The organism is Ruegeria sp. AB9 (assembly GCF_056542585.1).
The window spans coordinates 51,305-76,099 of sequence record NZ_JBQGAA010000008.1 but is presented as its reverse complement, the minus strand read 5'-3'; the positions used below and the strand labels follow the sequence as shown (position 1 = coordinate 76,099).

The following is a 24,795-nucleotide window of genomic DNA, read 5'->3' as shown; positions in this document are numbered from 1 at the left end:
TGGCAGCCCGCGCCGGACGCCCATCGCGGTCCGGAAGGAGCTGATCTTGAACACCGTTTGCCCAACGGCCCAGTAGGGCAACAAGACTACAATGAACTCCAACCTCGAGTCGATTTGATGACCCTATGAATCGCATGGCCTGTCCTGATACTATTCTGTTTCGCTTCCATCTTTTTTCATCCGAGATTTAGGGACGAGTGTGCGATCGGTTGAATTAGTCTTCGTAGTCTCGGCGTCGGGACTTCTAGTTTCCGGAACCACGGGCAAACAAACCATACACGACCACTGAGCCATCCAAGATCATGATCTTGGATCTAATGCCTTCTCCCTAAGTAGCGACTCGCGGCATCGGTTTTGAACACCGCAGTTCAATTTGGTTCGCATCGCTATTGATCCGCGGGTCGGTTGGCAGTATTGATATATGATATATGATGAGAGGGGAAAATCGTGTTTGACTACATCGTTGTAGGCGGCGGGTCCGCGGGGTGCACTGTGGCGGGCAGATTGGCGGCGGAAGGCGCGGGCAAGGTGCTGTTGCTTGAAACCGGGCCGAGAGACTGGAACCCGTTAATCCATATTCCGGCTGGATTTACCCGGCTACTGGGAAGCAAGTTGTTGCGGCACTACAAGACGGAACAACAGGAAGGGCTGGACGGGCGAGAGCGAATCTTACCGCAGGCGAATGTCCTTGGCGGCGGCGGCTCTGTCAACGCAACGATCTACGTCCGGGGCCAACGGCGCGACTATGACGACTGGCAAGCCGCCGGCGCTGAGGGATGGTCATACGCCGACGTACTGCCTTACTTCATCCGGGCAGAAGACAATGACCGGTTTTCAGATGAGTTCCATGGGACGGGCGGCCCGCTTGGTGTTTCGGATTTGCGGCAAATAACCGACCTGACGCGTGCCTTTGTACGTGCAGGACAAGAGGCTGGTCTGCCCTTTACGCCTGACTTCAACGGTGCCCGTCAACGTGGTGTCGGGTTCAATCAGACGACCACACGGAATGGCAAAAGATGCAGTGCCGCCGTTGGATACCTGCACCCTGCGCTTGCAAGCGGAAACATCGCCGTCAAAACCGGATGCACGGTTTTGAGGCTTCTCTTTGACGGCGATAAGGCTGTGGGTGCAGAGTATACGCAGAATGGAAAGACCGAACAGGTGCGCTGCGATCAAGAGGTCATATTGTCCGCCGGTGCGCTGCAATCTCCGAAGATCCTCATGCTATCGGGTATTGGCCCCGAGGCCGAATTAGAAAAGCATGGCATCGCATTGCGTCATAAGTCAGAAGGGGTCGGTCAGAACCTACAGGATCATGCCGAGTTCCCTGCGATACGTTACTGCACGGGACGGCACGGTTACTTTGGAGAAGACAGTGTGTTGAACACTGTCAAAAATGGCTTGCAGTGGCTGTTGTTTAAATCCGGGCCGGTGATGTCAAATGTGACTGAAGCCTGCGCATTCGTGAACGTAGACGATTTCGAGGCCGAACCGAATATTCAGCTGCACTTTGTGCCGATCGTGTTTTTCGACTTGGACCAGGAGCAGATCAAGAAAGCCGGTGCCACGATCAATCCCTGTGTCCTTCGCCCTCAAAGCCGGGGAGAGCTTCGTCTCAGATCGGCAAACCCGAGCGAAGCACCGGTTGTTGATCCCCGTTATCTGTCAGATCCTGAAGATGTGCGGCTTTCCAGAAAAGGGCTGCAATTTGCCCGCGATGTACTGGCGCAACCGGCATTTTCAAAGTTCGTTGAAACAGACGAAGCCTTTCCGGGTGCTGCGACAAAAACAGATGAGCAGCTTGACACCTTTATCCGCGCGCGCGCAAAAACAGTCTACCATCCTGTGGGGACCTGTAAGATGGGACGCGATGAAATGTCGGTTGTTGACCCCGAACTGCGGGTTCATGGAATTCGCAACTTGCGCATTGTCGATAACTCGGTCATGCCGAACTTGATTTCTGGCAACACCAACGCGGCTGCGGTAATGATCGGCGAAAAGGCGAGCGACATGATCCGTGGCGTGGATCCTCTTCCTCGCTCGAACTCATAGAAGTCGCAAAGGGAGCGGCCTTGCTGGAATACTTTGGAGGTCTGTAGGACTGTGCTAAAAATTGATCGAGGAAACCTGTCGGAACAAGTGTATGTCGCGATACGGGAATCACTGATGGATGGTCAGTACAAGCCCGGAGATCGGCTGCGGATAGGTTCTCTGGCGAAGGAGCTTGGTGTTTCCATCACGCCGGTCCGCGAAGCTGTTTTTCGGTTGATCAGTGATCAGGCACTTGAAATGCAGGCCGCCACTGCCGTGCATGTGCCGGACCTGACCGCAGAGCGGTTGAAGGAGATTCAGCTGATCCGTGGTCACTTGGAGGGTGAGGCTGCCGCATTGGCCGCCGAACGTATAACTTCGAAGGAGTTGAATGATCTTAGGGCGATTCAATCGCGTTTTGCAAAGGCTGCCTCGACGGATTCAGCCAAGGCGTCTATTCTGAACCGGCAATTTCACTTTGGTTTGGTTGCGGCGGCGAAACAGCCGCTGATAATGGCAATCGTCGAAAATATGTGGACGATGATGGGGCCGCTTTTGCGAACTTTCCATATGACTATGCCGGGTCGTGACCTGACGAGTGGAGATCATAAACACTATGCCGTTCTGCGCGGGCTTGAGGCAGGCGATCCCGAATTAACCAGGCAGGCGATCCAGGGGGATATCCGCTGGGGGCTTGTTATGGTCGACTGGCTTCAAGGCACACATGCAAAATCAGATTGACCGGGCGCGATTAATGCGGTGATCTGGCAAAAAAAGGGGCGGCATGAGCCGCCCAGTTTCTTGGGGAGTAATAATTCTATAGTTCGATCCAAGTGGTCTTGAGCTCGGTGTATTTGTCGAGAGCGTGCAGGGATTTGTCTCGGCCGTTGCCGGATTGTTTATAGCCGCCAAATGGAACAGTAACGTCACTTTGATCGTGATTGTTTACCCACACGGTGCCTGAGCGCAACGCCCGCGAAACTTTGTGCGCGCGGGAGATGTCGCGAGTCCAGACATTGGCGCCAAGGCCGTACTGTGTGTCATTGGCGATAGCAACGGCTTCCTCGTCTGACCCGACGGTGATAACGGAAAGAACCGGCCCAAATACTTCGTCACGGGCAATTTGCATCTGGTTAGTGACACCGTCGAAAATCGTCGGATTCACATAGTACCCATCAAGGTTGGTATTGGGGGCATCCCCACCCAATAGCAGCTTGGCACCTTCTTGCTGACCTTTCTCGACGTAGCTTTGAACACGGGATAGTTGGTCGTTGTCGACAATGGCACCCATCTGAGTGCTTGGATCCAGAGGGTCCCCTGTGCGTACGGTTTTGGCTGTACTGATGACGGTCTCCATCACTTCGTCTTTGACCTTTTCATCTACTATCAGGCGGGAAGGCGCGCAGCAGACTTCACCCTGGTTAAAGCAAATGCCTGTTGCGGCACGTTCGGCCGCTTTTTGTACATCAGCATCGGCAAGAACTATGTTTGGGCCTTTGCCGCCGCACTCCAACCAGACATTCTTCATGTTTGACCTGCCCGCATATTGCAGGAACATCTTGCCCACTTCACCGGACCCAGTAAAGACAACGCAGTCCACATCCATATGCATACCAATTGCCTGCCCGGCGGTGGGGCCGAAGCCGGGCAAGACGTTCAGAACACCTTCGGGAATCCCGGCTTCAGCCGCGATTCCCGCCATGCGAATGGCGGTCAGTGACGACTGCTCGGCGGGTTTCAGGACCACGGAATTGCCAGTTGCCAGCGCCGGGCCCAGCTTCCAGGCCGCCATAAGCATCGGGAAGTTCCAAGGCACTACCGCACCGACAACCCCGATCGGTTCGCGTGTGATCATCGCAAGGGTTTCCGGGCCGGTCGGAGCGACTTCGTCGTAGATTTTGTCGGGGCATTCCGCGTACCACTGCAGGGTATCCAGTACGACATTCACGTCGATGTTGCGGCTGTCCGAGATCGGCTTGCCCATGTCCAGCGTTTCCAAAAGGGCTAGTTCGTCCATGTTTTTTTCGTAGAGTTCCGCGAATTTGAGCAGGACTTTCTTGCGGTCCTTCGGCGATTGATTGCGCCAGACTCCAGTTTCAAATGCTCTTCGGGCGGCCGCGACAGCGATATCAACATCCTCGGCATCGGTCGATGCGACCTGATTTATAACTTGCCCATCGCGCGGAGAGATATTGTCGAATGTCTCGCCGGAAACCGCATCGACAAACTTGCCATTGATGAACGCCTTGCCATTAATCGACAGTTTCTCGCGCATATCAAGCAGCGCAGACTTACTTAGAGCTTGGTTCATGAGTGCCTCCCAAAAATCATACATGATATATTATATACTATATAGCAAGTACAGAGTTTTGTGGGGTCGGGTTTCGTGTCCAAAATCTCAACTTTGCAAAAATGTGTATCAATGCGATCCAGCATCTTGCAAAATATACGATATACGATATATGATATATGATACCTCAAAATGAATTCTAATGGAAATGCAGGCGCGGTATCGACGCCTGTAACAGGAGAAATTGCGCCGATGGACCATGAAAACCGTCCGATACCCACAAATGCGGAAGTCGCCTTGCTGCGCGACAGAGCACAGTTTGTGCGGCTCGAGACATTGCGCCTGATCGAAATCGCCGGTGTGGGTCATTACACGTCGGTCTTTTCGGCGGCTGAGATTTTCGCATCGCTTTACTATGATGTCATGGAAATCCGCCGGGATGACCCGGACTGGGCTGATCGCGACAGGTTCCTGATGGGCAAGGGTCACGCGGCCGTTGGCCTGTTTCCGATCCTTTCGGATCTGGGGTATTTCGACAAGGAGTTTCTGGACACCTACACGCGGCTGGGCAGCCCGCTGGGCGACCATCCCGACATGCGCAAGGTTCCGGGCATCGACTTCTCTTCCGGTTCCATCGGCCACGCACTGTCCAATGGCATGGGTATTGCTTTGGGTGGTCGTGCGCAGGACAAGGACTTCACAACATTTGTAATGCTGGGCGACGGCGAGATGCAGGAAGGCCAGGTCTGGGAAGCGGCCCTAGGCGCCGCGCATCACAAGCTGTCCAATCTGATCGCGATTGTGGATCGCAACGGCTATCAGCTCGACGGAAAGGTGGATGACACACTAGGCATCGAGCCGCTGGATGCAAAATGGCGGGCTTTCGGGTGGGACGTTCACACCGTCGATGGCCATGACCTGACGCAACTGACAACGCTGCTGCGCACGCTTAAATCCGACACGGCCCGTCAGTGCCCGGCATGTGTGATTGCCAAGACAGTCAAAGGAAAGGGGGTTTCCTACATGGAGACCGAGCCGGGCTGGCATCTGGGATACCTGGACCCCGAAGATGCGGAACGGGCGCGTCAGGAAATTCTGAGCAAGGTGATCTGAAGATGAACAAACCCCTGTCTGAAAACTCGTGGCAGTATCGGCAGCTCAACGCACTGAACCCGGGGCTGGACCATTTGTCGAATGGCATGATCAGCCTGGTTGAGGCCGGGCGCAATGTCATGGCCGGGTCTGCCGACCTGCAATACTCGAACGGTATGAACCGGTTCTCTGAAAAATACCCCGAACGCTATGTGCAGTTTGGTATTTCAGAGCAGAACATGGTGTCGGCGGCCGCAGGTATGGCCACCACGGGCGTGGTGCCGTTCGTCGCGACATTTGCATCCTTTATCGGCCTGCTGGCCTGCGAACAGATCCGCATGGATGTGGCTTATTGCGCACAACCCGTGCGGCTGATCGGGCATCATACCGGCATTTCCCTTGGCTTTTACGGCACCTCGCATCACGCCACCGAAGATATCGGCACAATGCGTTCCATCGCCGACCTGACAATCGTTTCCCCGGCGGATGGTCCGCAGCTGGAGGCAGCGATCCGCGCCTCGGCGGATCACGACAGGCCGATTTACTTCCGTATCGGGCGTGGCCGGGACCCGGAAGTTTACGATGTCGCGCAGAGCTTTGTGTTCGGCAAGGCCATTGAGCACGCCAGGGGCGAAGAGGTGACGGTGATCGGTTGCGGCCTGCCCGTGCACCCGGCCATTGACGCCGCAAGGAAACTGAATGCTGAGGGGCGCTCTGTGGGTGTGCTGGATATGCCCACGGTCAAGCCGATTGACCGGGACGCCATTCTTGAAGCCGCGGAAAGATCAAAGGTCATCATCACCACCGAGGAACACAACGTGATTGGGGGCCTCGGCGCCGCTGTCGCCGAAGTGCTGGCCGAAGAGGGGTGCCCGGCGCGGCTGGTTCGGCACGGGATCAAAGATGAATACGCCCTGATTGCGCCGCCGACCCATTTGTACCGGCACTACAAGCTGGATGAAGCCGGACTGGAAGAAGTGATCCGCGCCGAATTGAGCTGACAGGGCGGCGCATGGGGAGGGAGCGCCCCAATACAGTTCGCAAAATAATATATCATATACTTTGGTCGTTATAAGGGAGGAGACGACATGATGAAGGCAACAACAGTTTACGCCACGGCAGTGGCTATGGGTTTCGGGCTCGCGTCGGCCCAGGCCGACGAGGTTCATCCGGTTTACGGCTTGCTGCCTGACAGCTCGCTTTCCGGGCTCATCAACCCGCATATGGAAGACCGTGGCGCAATAAACAAAGCGTTGCCAAAGACCCCAAAAGATCCCAACAACATCCGCATTGGATGGACCGAGATTACCCTGGGTAATCCCTGGTTTGTTGGCCTTGTCGAGGGAGCGAAAGAGCGGGCCGATGAATATGGCGGCTATACGATTGACGTGCAGGTTGCCGATGGCGACCCGTTGAAAACCTCAGCCCACGTAGATGCCTTCATTGCGCAGGGCGTGGATGTGATCGTGATCGACCCGACGGATCTGGCCGGGTCGGCGGCGGATGCTGAACGTGCGGTCGAAGCAGGTATTCCTGTGGTTGGTCTTGGCACCGTGATGGACGATTTCGCGCCACTGGTGACAACCGTTCTCGCCAACCCCTACGGCAACGGTTTCGAGGTCGGCATTTACACCGCCGACCATATCGGCAAAGACACCGCAATCGTCGCGGGTTCGTCGTTGGGCACGGTCGGCAACTCGACATCGGAAAGCCGGATCAACGGGATGATTTCGGGTATCGTTTTCGAACGCTCGAACCAGTTTGGTCTGGGCATGAGCCGCGAAGATGCCGCGCTTAAGGGGTTTGAGCTTTTTCAGGAACTGAAGAAAAGCGGCAGCTTCAATTGGGCTGACGGGCAGTTCGAAGTTGTTGGCATGGGTGTCGGATACTGGACCGAAGAGGGCGGCCTTGCCGCAGCCGAAGACCTGCTGGTGGCCCATGGTGATCGAATGAACCTGTTCATCGCCGAGAACGATTTCATGGGGATAGGTACAGTGACCGCGCTGGAGAATGCGGGCCTTCAGGACCAGATTGAAGTGATCAGTGCGGCTGATGGTTTCAAAGAAGCCCTGACCATGGTCAAGGACGGCAAGATGCTGATCACCGGCAAGAACTCGGGCCGTGCAACCGGGCAGGGGGTCATTGACCTGATCCAAGCGATGTTCCGGGATGGCTATGACGCGAACAATCTTCCGCTGGGCTCATATTTCCCGTCGGAGATCATTACAGCCGATGTGGTTGACGACATCTGGACCGAAAACCCGGACAATTACTTCTTTGAGTATGACGTACCTGCCTTCCAGAGCATTCCGCAGATCAAAGCGGCCGCGCAGTAACGCGGTTCCGGCGGCCGGGGCAGACCCCGGCCGTCTTCTTTGAATATTAGGAGGCGGAAGTGCTGGACGACTATCTCCAGATGCAAGGCATATCGAAAAGTTTTGGCGGCATTGCCGCCCTGTCCGACGCATCTTTTTCCGCTAGGGCCGGTGAGGTGCACGGCCTTATGGGGGAAAATGGCGCGGGAAAATCCACGCTAATGAAGATTCTGGCCGGTGCGTATCACCGCGACGAAGGCGCGATCCGTCTGGATGGGGCCGAACAGGTGATCGCCGGCCCCAATGACGCGATCCAAAAAGGCATATCGGTCATTTATCAGGAGTTTTCGCTGGCCCGGCATCTGTCGGTCGCCGAGAACATCCTGATCGAGGAACTGGGCCATTCGGGTGGTCTGGTCAATTGGGAGTCGATGGCGCAACGCGCTGGCGCGCTTTTGTCGGATATGGGGTTTGACGATATCGCCCCGCTGGCCGAGGCCGGATCGCTACCCGTTGCCTATCAGCAGGTGGTCGAAATCTGCAAGGCGCTGTCGCGTGACTGCAAGACGCTGGTATTTGACGAGCCGACGGCCGTCCTGACCCACCACGAAACGGAAAAGCTGTTTGCGTTGATCGAAAAGCTGCGCGCGCGCGGCGTTTGCATTATCTACATTTCACACCGGCTCGAAGAGATTTTCGCGTTGTGTGACCGGGTAACGGTTCTGAAAGACGGGCAAACCGTCGGCACTTATGAGATCGGCGATCTGAACGAGCAAGCGCTGATCAACCTGATGATCGGCCGCGATCTGGCAGAGCTGTTCCCGCCCCGTGACATCGCATTGGGAGAGGTGCGGCTTAAAGTGGATCGTCTGAGCCGGGGCAGCGAGGTGCAGAATGTATCATTCGAGGTGCGGGCAGGCGAGGTTCTGGGTTTCAGCGGTCTTGTCGGTGCGGGACGTACCGAGACCATGCGCACGATTTTTGGGGCGGACAGAGCAGAGAGCGGCCAGGTCTCGGTGAATGGCAGGATTGTCTCGAACCGGTCTCCCGGACAGGGCGTTTCAAACGGCATCGGCATGTTGCCCGAAGACAGGAAGCAAGAGGGTGTGCTGTTGGACATGCCCATTCGCGTCAATGCGATGATGACGCCGCTCAATCGCCTGATCTCGGCGCTGGGGTTGATCGACGGCCCGGCGGAACGGGCCGAAACGCGACGCCTGTCGGATTTGTTGCGCCTCAAGGCGGGCTCGATCGACGACCCGGTTTCGTCGCTCTCGGGGGGGAACCAGCAGAAGGTCGCGTTGATGAAGTGGCTGGCCGCGGAATGTTCGGTTCTGATTCTGGACGAGCCGACACGCGGGGTCGATGTCGGCGCCAAGGTCGAGATCTACCGTGTGATCAACGATCTGGCCGCGCAGGGTATCGCGATCATCATGGTGTCGTCCGAAATGATCGAAGTGATGGGAATGAGCGACCGCATTGTGGTGATGCGGCACGGAGAAGTCGCTGGCGAGCTGGCCAAGGCCGAGTTTACCGAACAACGGTTGCTTGAACTGGCCATGGGTCATGAAGAGGTATGAAAATGTCGTCGACAAGTGAAACAATCGCCGGTGGCGGCGGTACGTCAAAGCGGCTGGGCCTTTGGCTGGTCAAATACAATATCTTCGTGATGCTGGCGGTGCTTGTGGTGTGCTCGGCACTGCTCTCGGATGTGTTTCTGACATCGCAGAATATCTTCAACCTGCTGCGGCAGCTTGTGCCGCTGACGCTGGTGTCCATCGGTATGTTGCTGGTGATCCTGACCGGCGGGATCGACCTCGCCGTCGGCTCGGTCGCGGCAGTAGGGGCCATGGTTGTGGCGCTGGCGCTGCCTTTTGCCCCGGGCGACAGCGCGTTTGGACTGCTTTTGTGCGTCATGCTAGCAACCGGGGCGGGGTTGGTTCTTGGCGCGATGACCGGCTTGCTGGTTTCGGTCTTTCGCATGGCGCCGTTCATTGCGTCGCTTGCGATGATGACCATGGCGCGCGGCGTTGCCTTCCTGTTGTCCAACGGGCAACCGGTGCGTTTCCCGCGTGAGTTGGAGGTCACTGGCGTCATGCGGGCTTTCGGCTCAAAGGCGGTGCCCGGGCTCGGTGTGCCGTGGCCGGTCGTGGTGGCAATTGTCGTTGTCGTCATTTTTGTCTTTGTCATGAACCGCACGAAGTACGGCCGCCTTACCATCGCCACCGGCAGCAATGAGGTTGCCGTGCGGCTGGCCGGAATTTCGGTTGCCCGCTACAAGTTTCTGGCCTATGCGATCTGTGGTGCGCTCAGCGGCCTGGCGGGTGTCATCTCGACGACGCGCACAGGGGTTGGTGTTGCCAATTCCGGGCTCGGGCTGGAGCTGGACGCCATCGCCGCCTGCGTGATCGGCGGAGCCCTTCTTTCCGGTGGCAAGGGGACGGTAATACACACGATCATCGGTGTTCTTATCTTGGGCTTGATCGGTAACATAATGAATTTGCTGTCGGTTCCCGCCTATCCCCAACAGATCATCAAAGGGGCGATCATTATTTTCGCGGTGCTTCTGCAAAGCGTCAGCGCGGATCGCAAAGAAGTTTGACAGGAGATCAGATAATGAAAGCATGGGTACATCATGAGAGCGGAGCGCCGGACGTTCTGCGCCTCGAAGAGGTTCCGGCCCCGGTTTGCGGGCCGGACGATGTTGTCGTTGCAAACCGCGCGATCGGGCTGAACCCGGTTGACTGGAAATTCGTGGAATGGGGGCATGAGGCTTGGGATTGGCCGCATATTCCGGGAGTGGATGGCGCGGGCGTCGTCTCGCAGGTCGGGGCGAATGTCACGTCGGTGTGCGCCGGTCAGGCCGTGGCCTATCACAATGACCTGCTGCGCCCCGGCAGCTTTGCCGAACAGACCGCGGTGCCCGCCCGCGCGCTTATCCCGCTGCCCTCGGATCTTCCGTTTGACGTGGCGGCGACAATTCCCTGCCCGGCGCTGACCGCTTGGCAGGCTTTGGAAAAGGTTCCGTTTGCCCCCGGTGCGCGCGTCCTGCTGACCGGTGCCAGCGGCGCCGTTGGCGGTGCCTGGTTGCAGTTGGCCCGGCGACGCGGTTGGATTGTGCACGCGCTGGCGTCAAAGGAAAGCCACGCCCGCATACTGACTTTGGGCGCGGCGCGGTGTCATGACTACCGGTCGCCGAACTGGCGGGAATCAGTGGTGGATGAACTGGGGCCTCGCCCCTTCTTTGCGGTGTTCGATATGGTCAGCGGGGCACATGCAGAAGGACTGGCCGACCTTGTCGAGGCCAACGGTCACCTCGTCTGCATTCAGGATCGTCAGGAAGTCGCGCCGCTGCCAGCGTTTACCACGACGATCTCTCTGCACGAGGTGGGGCTGAACGGGATGCACCACTTTGGTACGGACCGGCATTGGGGAGAGCTGATGGCAGCAGGCCGAAAAATCTCGGAAGCCTGCCTGACCAGTACATTTGACCCCCAATTGACCGAGGTCGTGGCGTTCGAGGATCTGCCCGCAGCACTGGCGCGGCTGAAAAGCGGTCCCAATCCCGGGAACCGGGTTGTGCGGGTCTGATCAGGCGCGCTGCAGGCTCAACTGGCCGGGTTCAAGAGGAAGTCGGCCAGCAGACCCAATTGTCCGATATTCATGTACTTTCCCGCGTGGATGGGGCAGCCCCGGGCCTCGGCGGCCCGCAGCAGCGGCGTTACATCGGGCTGCATGATTACCTCGCCCACCAACGCATCGGTGCGGATGGTTTCAGGATCAATCGGCAGCGGGTCGTCCGCTTTCAGCCCGACTGATGTGCCGTTGATGACCAGATCATGTTCGGCACCAATTGCCTCGCCCGCCTGCGCCACAGGACGATTGAAATGCCCGTTGAGGGCCCTCGCCAGATTGTTCGCCTTGGCGCGGGTACGGTTGGCAATCGTCAGCCGTTCCACACCTGCTTGTACCATTGCATGGGCAATTCCGGTTGCTGCGCCGCCTGCACCCAGCAAAAGTGCCTTGCGGCCCGCAACATCATGGCCCTGCAACCTCAGCCCTTCGATGTAACCGGCGCCATCGAACATTTCACCGATGAACCGCCCATCCTCGGTGCGCCGGGCGACATTTGCGACTTTCAGAAAGGCTGCTGCTCCGCGCAGTTCATCGCACAGACCGGCCACCGAGGTTTTGTGCGGAATTGTCACGACGACACCGCCCACGCTTTCACACACGCGCAGCGCGTCGAAAACCTGGTTCAGGTTTTCCGGGCTGACCTGCCATGGCACCAGAACGGCGTTCAGGTCACGCTCGACCAGAACGGGGTTCAGAAAACCCGGGGTCCTGAGGTGGTTGGAGGGATAGGAGAGATGCACCAACACTCTTGTATTGCCATTTATCCGCATGCTTGTCTCTTTTTTCTTTTCGTTTGACTTTCATATATCATATATCATATTTGAAATTAAAGACAACTGCACTGATTGGGGTGGGATTGTGGTAATCACAGAGGCTTCAGCATTCTATGATGGGGACGTCGCTGTCTTTGGCGGACCCGCGCGCTATATTCAGGGGCCAGGGTCCCTGTGTCGGCTGGGTCGGATTGCTGCCGGCATCGGAGATCGCGGTCTTGTCGTCACCGACAATGTGATCCGGCGTCTTTATGGTGCCGAGATAGAGCGCCTGCTGCGCGAGGCCGGTCTTGAGGTCGAGTTTCTGGTTTTTTCGGGGGACCTTCTTGAAGAAACGGCAGCGCAGCTTGTTGGTGGTATAAAGCCGCGTGCAGGCGACGTTGTCATTGCCTGTGGCGGCGGGCGCGCCATCGACACAGGCAAAGCAGTTGTTGCCCTGTTGAAAGCGCCCCTGATCACCGTGCCGACGGTGGCGTCGAACGACGCGCCAACAAGCAAGAATTATGTGATCTATGACGAGGATCACTTCCTGACGGCGGTTGGGCATCTTGCCCGGAATCCCGACTATGTGCTTGTCGATACCCGAATTGTCAACCTGGCGCCGAAAGAGCTGTTTGCCGCAGGTCTGGGCGACGCGTTGTCGAAACTGATCGAGGCACGGGCCTGCGCCCGGGCGGGCGGGGTCAACATGTACCGCGCGCGGCCGACACGTCTGGCATCTGCCGTGGCCCGGGCGTGTGAAGAGACCTTGCTCAATTTTGGTGCCGATGCGCTTGATGTGGCGGGGTCGGGCAAGGTCACACCGGCGTTCGAGGCGACCGTCGAGGCCCTGATCCTGATGGCGGGTTTGGCCTTTGAAAACGGTGGGTTGTCGATCGCACACGCGTTGACTCGTGGGTTGCCCCATGTCCCTGGCGTGGGTGAGCGGCTGCACGGGTTTCAGGTTGCTTATGGCATTGTTGTGCAAAAGGCCCTTGAGGAAGAGCCGCTCGACCCCCGTATGCTGACATTGATGCGCAAGGCCGGTCTGCCCGTCACGCTGCGTGAGCTGTGCGGCCGCGCCGCGTCGCAGGCGGATTTCGAAAGGATTGCCGACGGCACCATGGGCGTCGCGCATCTGAAGAATTTCCCATCCGAAGTCACCCGGGATGGCCTTGTGGCTGCAATGGCTCGCATCGAAGCGCAGGCCGACGCACAAGAAAGAGTGGCCGCCAGATGACCTGCACGATACTTTCACTGATTTCCGCGCCCGAGCTGCTCAGCGGGTCGGTTTGTTCGTCTGGTGAAGGGGTCGCGGTGCGCAATCCCGCCGATCAGGCTGAGCTTGCGCATGTGCCTGATCACCAGCTTCCGGATATACGCGCGGCGATTGACCATGCCAGTACCGCGCTGCCCAGCTGGCGCGCCCGAACCGGCAAAGAGCGTGCTGCACTGTTGCGCCGCTGGTTCGACCTGATTATTGCGCATCAGGATGATCTGGCGATCATCATGAGCGCCGAACAGGGCAAGCCGCTGACCGAAGCAAAGGGCGAGGTGGCTTACGGCGCATCGTTCATCGAATGGTTCGGTGAGGAAGCCAAGCGCGTCTACGGGGATATGATCCCTGCGTCCGCCACGGACAAGCGCATCGCGACGGTGAAGCAGCCCGTGGGCGTTGTCGCAGCCATCACACCGTGGAATTTCCCCAATGCGATGATCACCCGCAAGGCCGGACCGGCTCTGGCGGTGGGTTGCACCATGGTGCTGAAACCGGCCAGCGCCACACCGCTCAGCGCTTATGCGCTGGAATATCTCGCCCGGCAGGCCGGAATCCCGCCCGAGGTGTTCCGCGTGGTTACATCAAGTAATGCGCGCGCCGCCGACACAGAGATGGCCACCAATCCAAAAGTGGCCAAGCTGACCTTCACGGGCTCTACCGAGGTGGGGCGCGTGCTGCTGGAGCAGTCCGCAAGCACGATCAAGAAATGTTCGATGGAACTGGGCGGCAATGCCCCTTTTATCGTGTTCGACGACGCCGATCTTGACAAGGCTGTTGCGGGTGCGATGGCGTCGAAATTCCGCAAGACCGGTCAGACCTGCGTCTGCGCCAACCGCATTCTGGTGCAGGCAGATGTTTATGACGCTTTCGCGCAGAAACTGGCACAGGCTGTTGAGGCGATGCAGGTGGGTCCTGCGCTTGAAGGGGCCTTTCAGCAGGGGCCTCTTATCAACCTGTCGGCGGTCGAAAAGGTCGAGGAACATATCGAAGACGCAAAAAGCAAAGGCGCGCAAGTCTTGTCCGGCGGTTCCCGGCACGGGCGCGGCGGCAGTTTCTTTCAGCCTACGGTGCTGACCGGCGTCAAAACCGACATGAAAGTGGCCGTCGAGGAAACATTCGGCCCGGTCGCTCCACTTTTCAAATTCGAGACCGAGCAGGAAGCGATCGAAATGGCGAATGCCACTGAATTTGGCCTGGCTGCCTATTTCTATGCCCGGGATTTCGGGCGGGTCTGGCGCGTGGCCGAAGCCATCGAATCCGGGATCGTCGAGATCAATGAAGGGATCATTTCAACCGAGGTCGCGCCGTTTGGCGGTGTCAAGCAATCCGGCCTGGGGCGCGAAGGCTCAAAATACGGCACCGAGGACTACCTCGAAATCAAATACCTGTGTTTTGGAGGCATTGAATGAGCAGCATGGCAGGCAAATCCGGCAACGCGGTTGTCACGGGGGGAGGCACGGGCATTGGCGCGGCGACGGCTGTGGCGCTGGACAGTGCAGGGCTGGCGGTGACAGCCGTCGGGCTGGACCGCACCGACGAGCTGCCCGAGCATATCCCGTTTCAGCAGGTGGATCTGAGTGATGAAACCGCCCTGAACGCTTTTTTCGAACAGTTCGACACGCTGACGGCGCTGGTGAATTGCGCTGGCGTTCTGCGCCACCAGAAGGAATGGCAGCCCGAGCATTTCTCGGCTGTGCTGGACATCAATCTGACCGCTGTCCTGGCTTGTGCCAATGCCGCGCGACCCGCGCTTAAGGCCGGTGGCGGGTCAATTGTCAACATCGCGTCGATGTGGAGCTACTTCGGCTCGCCGGGCTCACCCGCCTATGCGACATCAAAGGGAGGAACTGTCGCACTAACCCGGTCGCTGGCGGTGGCGTTCGCACCGGACGGGATACGCGCCAACGCCGTCGCACCCGGCTGGATCGAAACTCGCATGGCCGCCAAGGCAAAAGCGGATCCCTCCCGCTCGGCCGCCATCAACGCGCGCATTCCCATGGGCCGCTGGGGCAAACCCGAAGACGTCGCCCGCGTCATCCGGTTTCTGGTGTCCGAAGAAGCCGCCTATGTTACCGGCGCCGTGCTGCCCGTCGATGGAGGCTACAGCGTAGCATGAATAAAACACGCTGACGCGGCGGAAGATATTAAGATGCAACAGTTTGCTCACGGCAATAAAGTAAAGCGCCCCGACTTTGGGGGGCTTTTCAATTTGATGACTGCGTTTGGTCTACAGGATCGACCGGATCGTGCCACCGTCGGCGCGATGGGTCACACCGCTCATAGCGCGGTTGGTCATCAGCGAGATAACGCCACGGCCATGCAGTTCGGGATCAATAAGTTTCTGCTCAAGGTTGCCGGGCTGCACGTCGTTGTAGAATTCTTTCAAGGCTTCCTCGACAGTGCGCCCCTGATCTTTGGCAAGACCTTCGAAATACGCCAATACGGATTCGGTTGCCGTGGACCCCGGCATATACGTATTGACCCGCACTTTCGTGCCACGTGTCGTTTCCGCCAGTCCGCGCGACAGGCCAAGCATGGCGGTTTTCGTTGTGGAGTACGGGATCATGTTGCCAATCGGACGGGCTGCGGCTTCGCTTGCGATGAAAACAACGCTTCCTTCGTCCTTTTCGAACATCTCTTTCATCACCAGACGGCTGATACGAATGGCGGTCATCAGATTGTGCTGGAAGTAATCCATCCATTCGTCGTCGCTGACGTCGAAGAAGTCCTTTACTTCGAACACGCCGATGTTGTTGACCAGAAAGGCGGGGTGGCCAAAACCGCGCGCGAAATCCGCCAGCGCCTGTGCGCCCTCGGTCGTGCGCAGATCGGCGACCACTCCATGGGCGTTCGGGCCGATCTCGCTGCAGGCTTTGTTCAGCTTGTCCTGATTGCGACCGTTGATGATAACGGTTGCCCCTTCCTGATGAAAAGTTTCAGCGATGGCGCGGCCGATGCCTGTTGCTCCTCCGGTGACGATGGCGACCTTGCCGGAAACACCAAAATCCATAACGCTCCTCCTGACGCTAATACGTCTTCTCTATGACAGATGCGCGACTATTGGAGCATTTCCGCTTGAGGGAAAGTGCCATTTGCGCAAAGATACTTTGACCTGAATTCAAAGATGAGATGGCCGATGTCCGATCGAATCTCTGAGATGGAGGTCTTCGCCTGCATCATCGACCACGGCAGTCTTTCCGGTGCTGGCCGTAAACTCGGAATGTCACCGTCTGCCATAAGCCGGACCCTGAACAGACTTGAACTGCGCCTTGGTTCACCATTGGCGGTAAGGTCAAGCCGCCGCCTGAGGCTGACACCGGAAGGGGAGGCCTATTACCATCAGGCCTGTGCCATCCTCGCGCAAGTCGAAAAGGCCGAGCGGGACGTGCGCCAGAGCGCCGGGCGTGTTGGCGGGGTATTGCGAGTGTCCAGCACGGTTCCGTTCGCAATCCATATAGTCGCTCCTTTGATCGAGCGTTTCCTAGACCAGTACCCGGATATTCGAATTGAATTTGATATTCAGGATGATCCCGTCGATTTGATCTTTGAACGCACGGATGTCGCAATTCGCAGCGGTGAACTGGCGGATTCATCCATGATAGCGCGTCGCCTTCTGTCGTCACCGCGCCATATCGTCGGGTCGCCAGAATACCTAGAGCGGAATGGCACGCCACAAAGACCCAAAGACCTGCACTCCCACAATTGTTTGGTCATGAGTGGCCGAAGATGGTCAGCACGCTGGCCGTTTCGCGATGGGGTAAGTGCCTCTGGCTGCCGCCATGTTGAGGTTTCCGGGAATTTGACGTTTAATAACGGCGAAAGCTTGCGGGATTTCGCTTTGCGCGGGGCCGGACTGGCCCGCCTATCAGAGTTCCATATTGGCAAAGATGTCACCGAAGGGCGGCTGGTGACGGTTCTGGATGCCAAGAATCCGGGCGATCTGGAGCCAATAAGCGCCGTATACCCGGCCCAAAACCAGGTCCCCATACGCGTACGCAAATTCATCGACTTCTTGGCGCAGAATCTATAGGCCCGACCTGCACCAGAGATGGTGGTCACCACTACGTCGATATCAGCCGGATGAGTCGCTGGTGTCATAGATGGCTGGAACTCAATTTTTTACGAATTCCTGATATCGAGATCGCAACTCGATGTATTTAAATAAATAAAGCCTTCTGTCAGCCGTTCGAAAAAATTACCTTTCATTATACTTGCCGTAGAGGAAAAAAAATTTTATTGTAATTGCAATCGAACGGATCCGTGGGATTCGCTCCTGTTCCTTTGCGGCTTTGGAGTTTTCTCATTGTCGGCCATTCGATTTGGGAGGAAGCCCGAAAGTTAACTGAAATGCGGACTTCGACGTGAATATGGGAGGGTGTAATGGCGGAACTTCGCCTCGATCAGATAAAAAAGACCTACAAAGGTGGAACCGAGGCGGTTCGCGGTATTTCCTTCGATGTTGCCGATCGCGAGGCTTTGTTTCTGTTGGGGCCGTCAGGCGCGGGGAAAACCACGACGTTGCGTCTGGTTGCGGGTCTTGAGAATCTTGACGGCGGATCGATTCAGATTGCCAATTCTGATGTATCTACCGCTATGCCGCGCGACCGGAATGTCGCGATGGTTTACGACAAACACTCGCTGTTCCCTCATCTTTCAGTTTTCGAGAACCTTGCCTATCCGCTGAGAATTCGGAAAACCCCAAAGGCAGAGCTTGAATCCCGCATTGCTTCGGTGGCCGAGGTTCTGCAGATCGAACAGCAGCTTGGAAAGATGCCCGGTCAGTTGTCGGGCGGTCAGCAGCAGCGTGTCGCCATTGGCCGCGCCCTTGTGCGTGACGCTGATGTGTTCCTGCTGGACGAGCCGATTTCGCATCTGGACGCCCAGCTCAGGGCGCGGATGCGGGTGGAGTTCAAGAGGCTCCAGCGCGATTTTAACGCGACCATGCTCTACGTGTCTCATGACCAGCTGGAAGCCATGACCATGGCTGACCGGATCGTGCTTATCAACGAAGGTCAGATTGAGCAGATCGACGAACCTCAGGTGATGTTCGACTGCCCGCAAACGCTTTTTGCCGCCACGTTTATCGGCGAGCCGGTTATGAATACGTTGTCGGCCCGCCTGGTCGAGCGGGATCAGGCCTATTGGCTGGAAGTCGGGTCGTCCCTGATTCCGGTAGATGCCGACTGGATTCGCTCTGGCGGGTCGCGGCTGAACGGGAGCAGCGAGTTGACCCTTGGGGTGCGCCCGCAGCATTTGCGTCCGGCGCAAGTCACGGATCAGGGCGATAACCTACTGCACGGCACGATCTTCGCCGTTGAAACCCTGGGATCGCGCGTTGTCTACGACGTCACTGTGGCGGGTCAGGTGATCCGCGTCATGACCTCGATCGACGATGCACGCAACTACCCAAACACAATTGATGCTCCGATTGGCGTGCGGATGGACCCCGACTTTTTCTATCTGTTCGACAAGGCCAGCGGCCGCACGGCGCTGCAGGCTGGTTTCACCCAACATGCGGCGAGATTAGTCGCCGTTTGAATTCGCACAAAGTCATCTACAGAGGAGGATGCGATGACACCGAAACAATCCGCAAAAGCCCTAAGCGCGGCGCTTGCCGTTGGGCTTGCGTTAACAGGGTCTGCCTATGCGCAGACTGATTACCAAAAACAGTTCGAGGGTATCGAACTGAATGTGATGAACCCTGCTTTCCCGCAATTTGCGGCTCTGTGGAAATTCCTGCCGGAATTTGAAGAGCAGTATGGGATCAAAGTGAACGTGGACGAGATCCCGTTTGACCAGCTCCGCCAGAAATCACTGGTTGAAATGCAGCAAGGCACTGGCCGGGTTGACGTTTTCGCCGTCGACGTGATGTGGCTGGCCGAATATGCCGCAGCAGGTTTCCTTGAGCCGGTCATGAAATACGTCGATGACCCGAACCTGACGCAGGACGGCTATGAGCTCGACGATTTCCTGCCGCGCGTACTGTCAGGTACCGGCGTTTACAATGACACGCTTTTCACCATCCCGATCGGTGCCGGCCCTGTGGGCACCACGTTCCGCTCCGACATCGCCGAAGCTGCGGGTATCAACCTGCCGGCCAAGTTCTCGGACGAATTCACCACCGACTACATGTATGATGTGGCGTCGAAAGTGCACAATCCCGAAGCAGGTATGCTCGGCTTTGCAAACGTACCGGGCCGCTGGTTCTGGGGCGTGACCTATCTGCCCTATCTCTACGCGTTCCAGACGCCCGAGACCAAAGGGGACGAATACGTTGGTGAAGATTGGAAGATCACCATCAACAACCAGCATACCATCGACTCGATCGACTACTATGTTAGCCTGAAGGACTTCATGCCTGCCGACAGCGCCAACTGGGGCATCGGTGAAGCCACTCAGCTATACCAGTCGGGCGGCGCGTTTGGCCTATGGAACTACCAGGACTTCATTCAGGGCTTTTTCGAGGACGGTTCGAACCCCACGATCAACGGCAAGAATGTGCACCTGCACACTCCGGCCGGTCCGCATGGTGTGATCGACCCCTGGTTCGGTTCCTGGGGCATGGGCATTTCGGTTGACACCGAAAAGAAAGAGGCCGCCTGGACCTTCATCCAGTGGCTGACTTCGAAAGCAATTCAGGAGCGCGCCATTGAATTCGGTGCCGGTCCGTCGCGTCACTCGACCTACAAGTCAGAAACTGTTGCCAATCTGGCGCCCTGGTGGGTCGACACGTATGAGTTCATGCTGAACGAAACCAACCCGGACGAGCGTATCCGTACGCCGGAATGGGCCGAGATTTCGGATGTCATGGGTGAAGAAGGAAACCGGGTTTGGATCGGCGAGATTGACTCCACAACCGCGGCTGCCAACATGGAAAAGCGCATGACCGACGTGATGCGCCGTGGTGGATACTATATCCCCGGTCGGGACGATCTGCCCAAACAACTGTGGCGTGATCTGACCTACTACGATCGCCTTCCTTCCGAATGGAATTGATTTGAATCGGCGACCCCCGGCTCCAATTCCCCGGGGGTCTGCCAAATTGCGACGAGCATTGTTTCTTTACCCCACAGTACACACCCATCCGGGGGTCAAGCCATCAATGCTTGGGAAGCATGAGAACAACATCCGTGGGCCGGTAATGCACCCGGCGACCACGGTGGCAGGAGGATATCATGGTTGACGCATCACTAGAACGTGCACCGGACCGCAAAAGGGGCGTCGCAGGTCGCTTCGGCCCGTCTAACAAAAAGGTTTTTCCCTGGGTTCTGATGGCACCCACACTGATCATTCTGGTCGGTATCGGGATCTATCCGTTCCTTTACGCGCTGAGTATCGCAAGCCAGAACATCATTCTGTCCAAGCCTTACATTCCGCGTTCCTTCGTCGGCCTGTATCAATACCAAAACCTCATTCAGGACCCCGAGTTCTGGCACGCGCTGAAGGTGACTCTGATCTTCACCATCGAGGCCGTATTCATCGAGTTCTGGTTGGGATTGGGGCTGGCACTTCTGTTCCAGCGTTCCATTCGCGGCAAGAACACGATCCGGATACTTGTGCTGATCCCCATGATCCTGCCGCCGCTGGTGGCCGCGCTGATCTGGCGTTACATGTTCTTCCCCGGAGCCGGGCTTGTAACCCACTACATCGGGGGGCTTTCAGAATGGCTGGGGTTCGGGCAGATTCCGTTCCTGTCCAACCCGACCATGGCGCTGCAAACGCTGATTTTCGTGGATGTGTGGCAATGGACACCGTTCATGTTCCTGATGCTGTCCGCTGGCCTGGCCTCAATTCCGCGCCAGCCGTATGAAGCCGCTGAAATTGATGGCGCCTCGGCATGGCGGGTGTTCTGGACGATCACCATGCCGTTGCTGCGCCCTGCGATCCTGATTGCTGTGGTCATCCGCACCATGGATGCTTTCCGTACCTACGAGCTTGTCGTGGTTATGACCCGCGGCGGACCCGGGAACGCGACCACCACGCTGAACGTGCTTTTGACCAAGACGGGGCTTGAGTTCTTCGACGCCTCAAAGGCGGCGGCCCTGTCACTGCTGATGATGATGGTCATCATCGTGCTCAGCTTCGTCTTTATCCGCGCATTCCGCTCGCGCACCGAAGTAGCCGAATAAAGGAGACCCTGACAATGTCGCACAGCGAAATGTACAACGTAACGTCTCCCGCAGCGCCGGAAAGACAGCGCAACTGGTGGGTCTATGGGGTCCTGGCCCTGGTCTGCTTCGTAAACTTCATGCCCTACCTGTGGGTGGTCATGACCGGGTTGATGGACCGTGAGGCGGCGACCGCACCGACACCAAGCTGGATCTTCACCCCGACGTTCGAGGCGTTCCATTTCCTGATCTTCGAAAAGGGGATCATGGCAAACTTCATGAACTCGGTGATCGTTGCGCTGGGCTCGACCTTCTTCTCGGTCACGATCGGAATGTTCTGCGCCTATGCCTTGGCGCGGTACGAGTTCACCGGGCGCGACGATGTCTCGTTCTGGGTGCTGACCAACCGGATGATGCCGCCCGTGGCGATCCTGCTGCCGATCTTCATCACCTTCCAGACACTCAAACTTCTGGATACTCTGACCGGCCTGATCCTGCTTTATACGGCGATGCAGCTGCCCTTCGTGGTCTGGATGCTGACCGGCTACTTCCGCGATATCCCCAAACGGTTCGAGGAATCGGCGATGGTGGATGGCGATACCTGGTTCCAGGCGTTCCGCAAAGTCACGCTGCCGCTGATGATGCCGTCGATCACCGCAACTTCGATCTTTGTGATGATCCTCAGCTGGAACGAGTTTGCCTTTGCGACCTTCCTGACCTCGACCGAGGCAAAGACGATGCCGCCGTCGATCATGGCCTATTCCATCGGCGCTTCCATTCAGTGGAACATTCTGGGGGCCGCCGTCATCCTGATCACCGCACCGCTGGTTCTCTTTGTTCTGATCATGCAGCGACAGTTCATCAGCGGCCTCTCGCAAGGGGTGGTGAAAGAATGACCCGGCGCGCCTACAAAGCAACTCTCACGTCAAAGGAAAACGACAATGGCTGACGTGCAAATCTCAGGTCTGTTAAAGAAGTTCGGTGCGTTTACCGCCGTGGAGGATGTGAACATCTCCGTTGAAGATGGCGAGTTCGTATTCCTGCTGGGCCCCTCGGGCTGCGGTAAGACCACGACACTGAGGATGCTGGCCGGTCTGGAGATGCCGACCGATGGTGAGATCCAGATCGGGGGGCGGAACGTCACCTATCTGCGGCCCCGCTTCCGTAATGTGGGCATGGTGTTTCAGGACTACGGTCTGTACCGGCACATGACGGTTTTTGGCAACATCGCCTATCCTTTGCAGGTGCGGAAACTCCAAAAGGCCGAGATTGAGGCCAAAGTGAACGCCGTTGCCGAAACCATGCAGATCACGGCGGTGCTCAACCGTAAGCCCGATCAACTTTCAGGCGGGCAGTTGCAGCGTGTCGCCATTGCGCGAATGCTGGTGCGCGACGCCGATATCTTCCTGATGGACGAGCCGATGTCGCATCTGGACGCGCAGTTGCGCGGCCATATGCGGGCCGAGCTTCGGCACCTGCAAAAAGAGATTGGTGTCACGACTCTGTTTGTGACGCACGACCAGCTAGAAGCGATGACGATGGCCGACCGGATCATAGTGATGAAAGATGGCCGGATGCTCCAATTCGCCACGCCGCGCGAAATCTTCGAAAGGCCGTCTACCGAGTTCGTCGCCACGTTCGTCGGGGAACCACAGATGAATGTGTTTGACTGTACTGTGACCCGCTCGGACACGGGCTATATGGCGCAATGCGCCGGGTTTGACGTGCCGCTGCCTCAAAGCTGGGTTGACTCCGTCGGCGCAGCCTCCGTTTTGGGCCGCCCGCTCCGGCTTGGCGCCCGCCCCGAGCATGTTTCCGTGCGTCAAACCGCAGATGCCGATCACCCGATTTCGGCCAAACTGTTTGCCTTTGAACCGACGGGCGCTGAAAACCTCTATGTCATGAAATGCGGTGGCACCGAGATTACCACCCGGACGTCCACAACCGAATCCTCGGGCTTCAGCAAGGAAGAAGGCGCAGGTTTTGCGTTGGGGTTCGATCCGGGTTGGCTGTACCTGTTCGACAAGTTGTCCGGTGACACAGTGGCATATGCCGCTTCCAGCGAGGAGAACTGATATGCGTTCTTGGATGGTACTACTCATTATCCTAGGTGGGCTTCTGGGTGGATGTACGGCGCTAGCCGGAAACCTGTCACATTGGCCATCGTCTCTGGCAGCGATTGCTATTCTCGTTCCGGCGAAGTGGTTGAACGACCGCTATCAGGTGCTTGCATGGCCGATGGAGTTTCTTCTGGCTTCAGGCGTAACGATGATCGTGTTCAGCCTGATCCGACTTTACTTCACACCGCTGCCATACTGAATATGCCGGGCGCATCTGACGTTTCGCTGGCGCTCGAGGCCAAGGGACTTTGCAAGTCCTTTGGCGGCGCGCGGGTCGTAGATGACGTGGATTTGGCTGTGCCCGAGGGCAGCATCGTCGGGTTTCTCGGACCCAACGGCGCAGGGAAGACGACAGTCATGTCGATCCTTGCGGGCCTGCAAAAGTCCGATTTCGGCAGTGTTTCGCTGTTTGGGGTCGCCAATGGCCAGGCGCGGCGTGCATTACGCAAGCGTCTTGGGTTTATGCAGGAAAAACCCCGCGTCTACCCCGACATGAACGCGCAGGACTATTTGCATTTCTTTGCAGGACTTTATGGGGTTCCGGACCGTCAGAAAAGGGCAGAAGAACTGCTTGAGCTTCTGGGGCTTGGCCAGGTCGGCCGCAGGCCGCTGGGAACTTTTTCGCGGGGTATGCAACAGCGTGTCTGTCTGGCACGTGTCCTGTTGCCGGACCCCGATATCCTGATGCTTGACGAACCGACCCTGGGGCTAGACCCGCTTGGGGTTCGGGAAATGCGCGAGATTTTCATCGAACTCAACGCGCGCGGGAAGACCCTGTTTTTTTCGTCGCACCAGCTGGCGGAAATGGAGCGTGTCTGCGACCGCGTTGTTATGATGCAATCGGGGCGGATAATCGCAGCAGGCCGGCAAGAGGAGTTGCTGCCGGACTGGTCAACCGCTGACGAGTTTGAGGTAGAGCTTTCTGCTTCCTCCGAAGCGATCCCGACCAAAGTCCGCGCGCTGCCAGAGGTTTCAAACGTACGGACCGGCCCGCGCGGTATGCTGTCTGTGCGTATGAAGGAAGGAACGGCAGACCGGGCAAATCTGTCCCGGGCATTGACTGCGGCGGGCTTGACTGTTCTGTCCGTCACCCAAGCCAGAAAGTCGCTGGAAGATGTTTTCTTTGACCTGACGTCGGGCCGGGTGCCCGCGTTGGAAGTATCGGACTGAAG

Annotated in this window: 22 protein-coding genes; 19 read left to right on the top strand and 3 right to left on the bottom strand. The window is 57.6% G+C overall.

Going from position 1 to position 24,795, the window contains the following annotated elements:
* The first annotated feature begins 447 nt into the window (after positions 1-447).
* Both ACR0K5_RS16300 and ACR0K5_RS16295 read left to right on the top strand, forming a co-directional pair.
* Complete coding sequence (locus tag ACR0K5_RS16300) at positions 448-2,052, top strand: GMC family oxidoreductase (RefSeq protein ID WP_480630713.1); 1,605 nt, start codon at positions 448-450, stop codon at positions 2,050-2,052.
* A 51-nt stretch (positions 2,053-2,103) separates the two neighbouring features.
* Complete coding sequence (locus ACR0K5_RS16295) at positions 2,104-2,772, top strand: GntR family transcriptional regulator (RefSeq protein ID WP_480630712.1); 669 nt, start codon at positions 2,104-2,106, stop codon at positions 2,770-2,772.
* Between the two features lie 76 nt (positions 2,773-2,848).
* Here ACR0K5_RS16295 and ACR0K5_RS16290 read toward each other — a convergent pair whose 3' ends face one another.
* The gene (locus ACR0K5_RS16290) at positions 2,849-4,342 is read right to left on the bottom strand and encodes an aldehyde dehydrogenase (RefSeq protein ID WP_480630711.1); all 1,494 of its coding nucleotides are present in this window, start codon (positions 4,340-4,342) and stop codon (positions 2,849-2,851) included.
* 171 nt (positions 4,343-4,513) lie between these two features.
* Here ACR0K5_RS16290 and ACR0K5_RS16285 point away from each other — a divergent pair, with 171 nt between their 5' ends.
* From ACR0K5_RS16285 to ACR0K5_RS16260, 6 genes are all read left to right on the top strand, one after another.
* On the top strand, positions 4,514-5,434 hold the full coding sequence (locus tag ACR0K5_RS16285; protein WP_480630710.1) for a transketolase: 921 nt from the start codon (positions 4,514-4,516) through the stop codon (positions 5,432-5,434).
* Between the two features lie 2 nt (positions 5,435-5,436).
* Positions 5,437-6,414 (top strand): transketolase family protein, encoded by a 978-nt coding sequence (locus ACR0K5_RS16280; RefSeq protein WP_480630709.1) that lies wholly within the window; start codon positions 5,437-5,439, stop codon positions 6,412-6,414.
* 90 nt (positions 6,415-6,504) lie between these two features.
* The gene (locus ACR0K5_RS16275; RefSeq protein WP_480630708.1) at positions 6,505-7,749 is read left to right on the top strand and encodes a sugar ABC transporter substrate-binding protein; all 1,245 of its coding nucleotides are present in this window, start codon (positions 6,505-6,507) and stop codon (positions 7,747-7,749) included.
* Positions 7,750-7,808: 59 nt separating this feature from the next.
* Positions 7,809-9,308 (top strand): sugar ABC transporter ATP-binding protein, encoded by a 1,500-nt coding sequence (locus ACR0K5_RS16270; RefSeq protein WP_480630707.1) that lies wholly within the window; start codon positions 7,809-7,811, stop codon positions 9,306-9,308.
* Positions 9,309-9,310: 2 nt separating this feature from the next.
* Positions 9,311-10,330 carry an ABC transporter permease gene (locus ACR0K5_RS16265; protein ID WP_480630706.1) on the top strand — a complete coding sequence of 340 codons (1,020 nt, stop codon included), beginning with the start codon at positions 9,311-9,313 and terminating at the stop codon, positions 10,328-10,330.
* Between the two features lie 14 nt (positions 10,331-10,344).
* Positions 10,345-11,319, top strand: a complete 975-nt coding sequence (locus tag ACR0K5_RS16260) for a zinc-binding dehydrogenase (protein WP_480630705.1) — start codon at positions 10,345-10,347, stop codon at positions 11,317-11,319.
* A 17-nt stretch (positions 11,320-11,336) separates the two neighbouring features.
* Here ACR0K5_RS16260 and ACR0K5_RS16255 read toward each other — a convergent pair whose 3' ends face one another.
* Positions 11,337-12,134: a shikimate dehydrogenase family protein gene (locus ACR0K5_RS16255; protein ID WP_480630704.1), complete on the bottom strand. Its 798-nt coding sequence runs from the start codon at positions 12,132-12,134 to the stop codon at positions 11,337-11,339.
* 88 nt (positions 12,135-12,222) lie between these two features.
* Between ACR0K5_RS16255 and ACR0K5_RS16250 the strand changes: the two genes are divergently transcribed.
* The 3 genes from ACR0K5_RS16250 to ACR0K5_RS16240 are packed head-to-tail and all read left to right on the top strand — an operon-like array spanning position 12,223 to position 15,511.
* Entirely contained in the window at positions 12,223-13,356 is a 1,134-nt protein-coding gene (locus tag ACR0K5_RS16250) for a glycerol dehydrogenase (protein WP_480630703.1), read from the top strand.
* Positions 13,353-14,804 carry an NAD-dependent succinate-semialdehyde dehydrogenase gene (locus ACR0K5_RS16245; RefSeq protein ID WP_480630702.1) on the top strand — a complete coding sequence of 484 codons (1,452 nt, stop codon included), beginning with the start codon at positions 13,353-13,355 and terminating at the stop codon, positions 14,802-14,804. Before ACR0K5_RS16250 ends, ACR0K5_RS16245 begins: the two co-directional genes overlap by 4 nt.
* On the top strand, positions 14,801-15,511 hold the full coding sequence (locus ACR0K5_RS16240; RefSeq protein ID WP_480630701.1) for an SDR family NAD(P)-dependent oxidoreductase: 711 nt from the start codon (positions 14,801-14,803) through the stop codon (positions 15,509-15,511). Before ACR0K5_RS16245 ends, ACR0K5_RS16240 begins: the two co-directional genes overlap by 4 nt.
* A 111-nt stretch (positions 15,512-15,622) precedes the next feature.
* On the opposite strand, the gene ACR0K5_RS16235 is transcribed toward ACR0K5_RS16240, so the two are convergent.
* Positions 15,623-16,405, bottom strand: coding sequence for an SDR family NAD(P)-dependent oxidoreductase (locus tag ACR0K5_RS16235; RefSeq protein WP_480630700.1), 783 nt, complete (start codon positions 16,403-16,405; stop codon positions 15,623-15,625).
* A gap of 126 nt (positions 16,406-16,531) precedes the next feature.
* Between ACR0K5_RS16235 and ACR0K5_RS16230 the strand changes: the two genes are divergently transcribed.
* The 8 genes from ACR0K5_RS16230 to ACR0K5_RS16195 all read left to right on the top strand — a co-directional run bounded on the left by ACR0K5_RS16230 (position 16,532) and on the right by ACR0K5_RS16195 (position 24,793).
* On the top strand, positions 16,532-17,425 hold the full coding sequence (locus ACR0K5_RS16230) for a LysR family transcriptional regulator (RefSeq protein ID WP_480630699.1): 894 nt from the start codon (positions 16,532-16,534) through the stop codon (positions 17,423-17,425).
* Between the two features lie 350 nt (positions 17,426-17,775).
* A complete protein-coding gene (locus ACR0K5_RS16225; RefSeq protein WP_480630698.1) occupies positions 17,776-18,933 on the top strand; it encodes an ABC transporter ATP-binding protein in 1,158 nt (385 codons plus the stop codon).
* A gap of 33 nt (positions 18,934-18,966) precedes the next feature.
* The gene (locus ACR0K5_RS16220; RefSeq protein WP_480630697.1) at positions 18,967-20,391 is read left to right on the top strand and encodes an ABC transporter substrate-binding protein; all 1,425 of its coding nucleotides are present in this window, start codon (positions 18,967-18,969) and stop codon (positions 20,389-20,391) included.
* A gap of 179 nt (positions 20,392-20,570) precedes the next feature.
* Positions 20,571-21,524, top strand: coding sequence for a carbohydrate ABC transporter permease (locus ACR0K5_RS16215; RefSeq protein WP_480630696.1), 954 nt, complete (start codon positions 20,571-20,573; stop codon positions 21,522-21,524).
* 14 nt (positions 21,525-21,538) lie between these two features.
* A complete protein-coding gene (locus ACR0K5_RS16210) occupies positions 21,539-22,399 on the top strand; it encodes a carbohydrate ABC transporter permease (protein ID WP_480630695.1) in 861 nt (286 codons plus the stop codon).
* 45 nt (positions 22,400-22,444) lie between these two features.
* Positions 22,445-23,578, top strand: coding sequence for an ABC transporter ATP-binding protein (locus ACR0K5_RS16205; protein ID WP_480630694.1), 1,134 nt, complete (start codon positions 22,445-22,447; stop codon positions 23,576-23,578).
* A gap of 1 nt (position 23,579) precedes the next feature.
* Positions 23,580-23,822, top strand: a complete 243-nt coding sequence (locus ACR0K5_RS16200) for a hypothetical protein (protein WP_480630693.1) — start codon at positions 23,580-23,582, stop codon at positions 23,820-23,822.
* 2 nt (positions 23,823-23,824) lie between these two features.
* Positions 23,825-24,793, top strand: coding sequence for an ABC transporter ATP-binding protein (locus ACR0K5_RS16195; protein ID WP_480630692.1), 969 nt, complete (start codon positions 23,825-23,827; stop codon positions 24,791-24,793).
* Positions 24,794-24,795 lie beyond the last annotated feature (2 nt).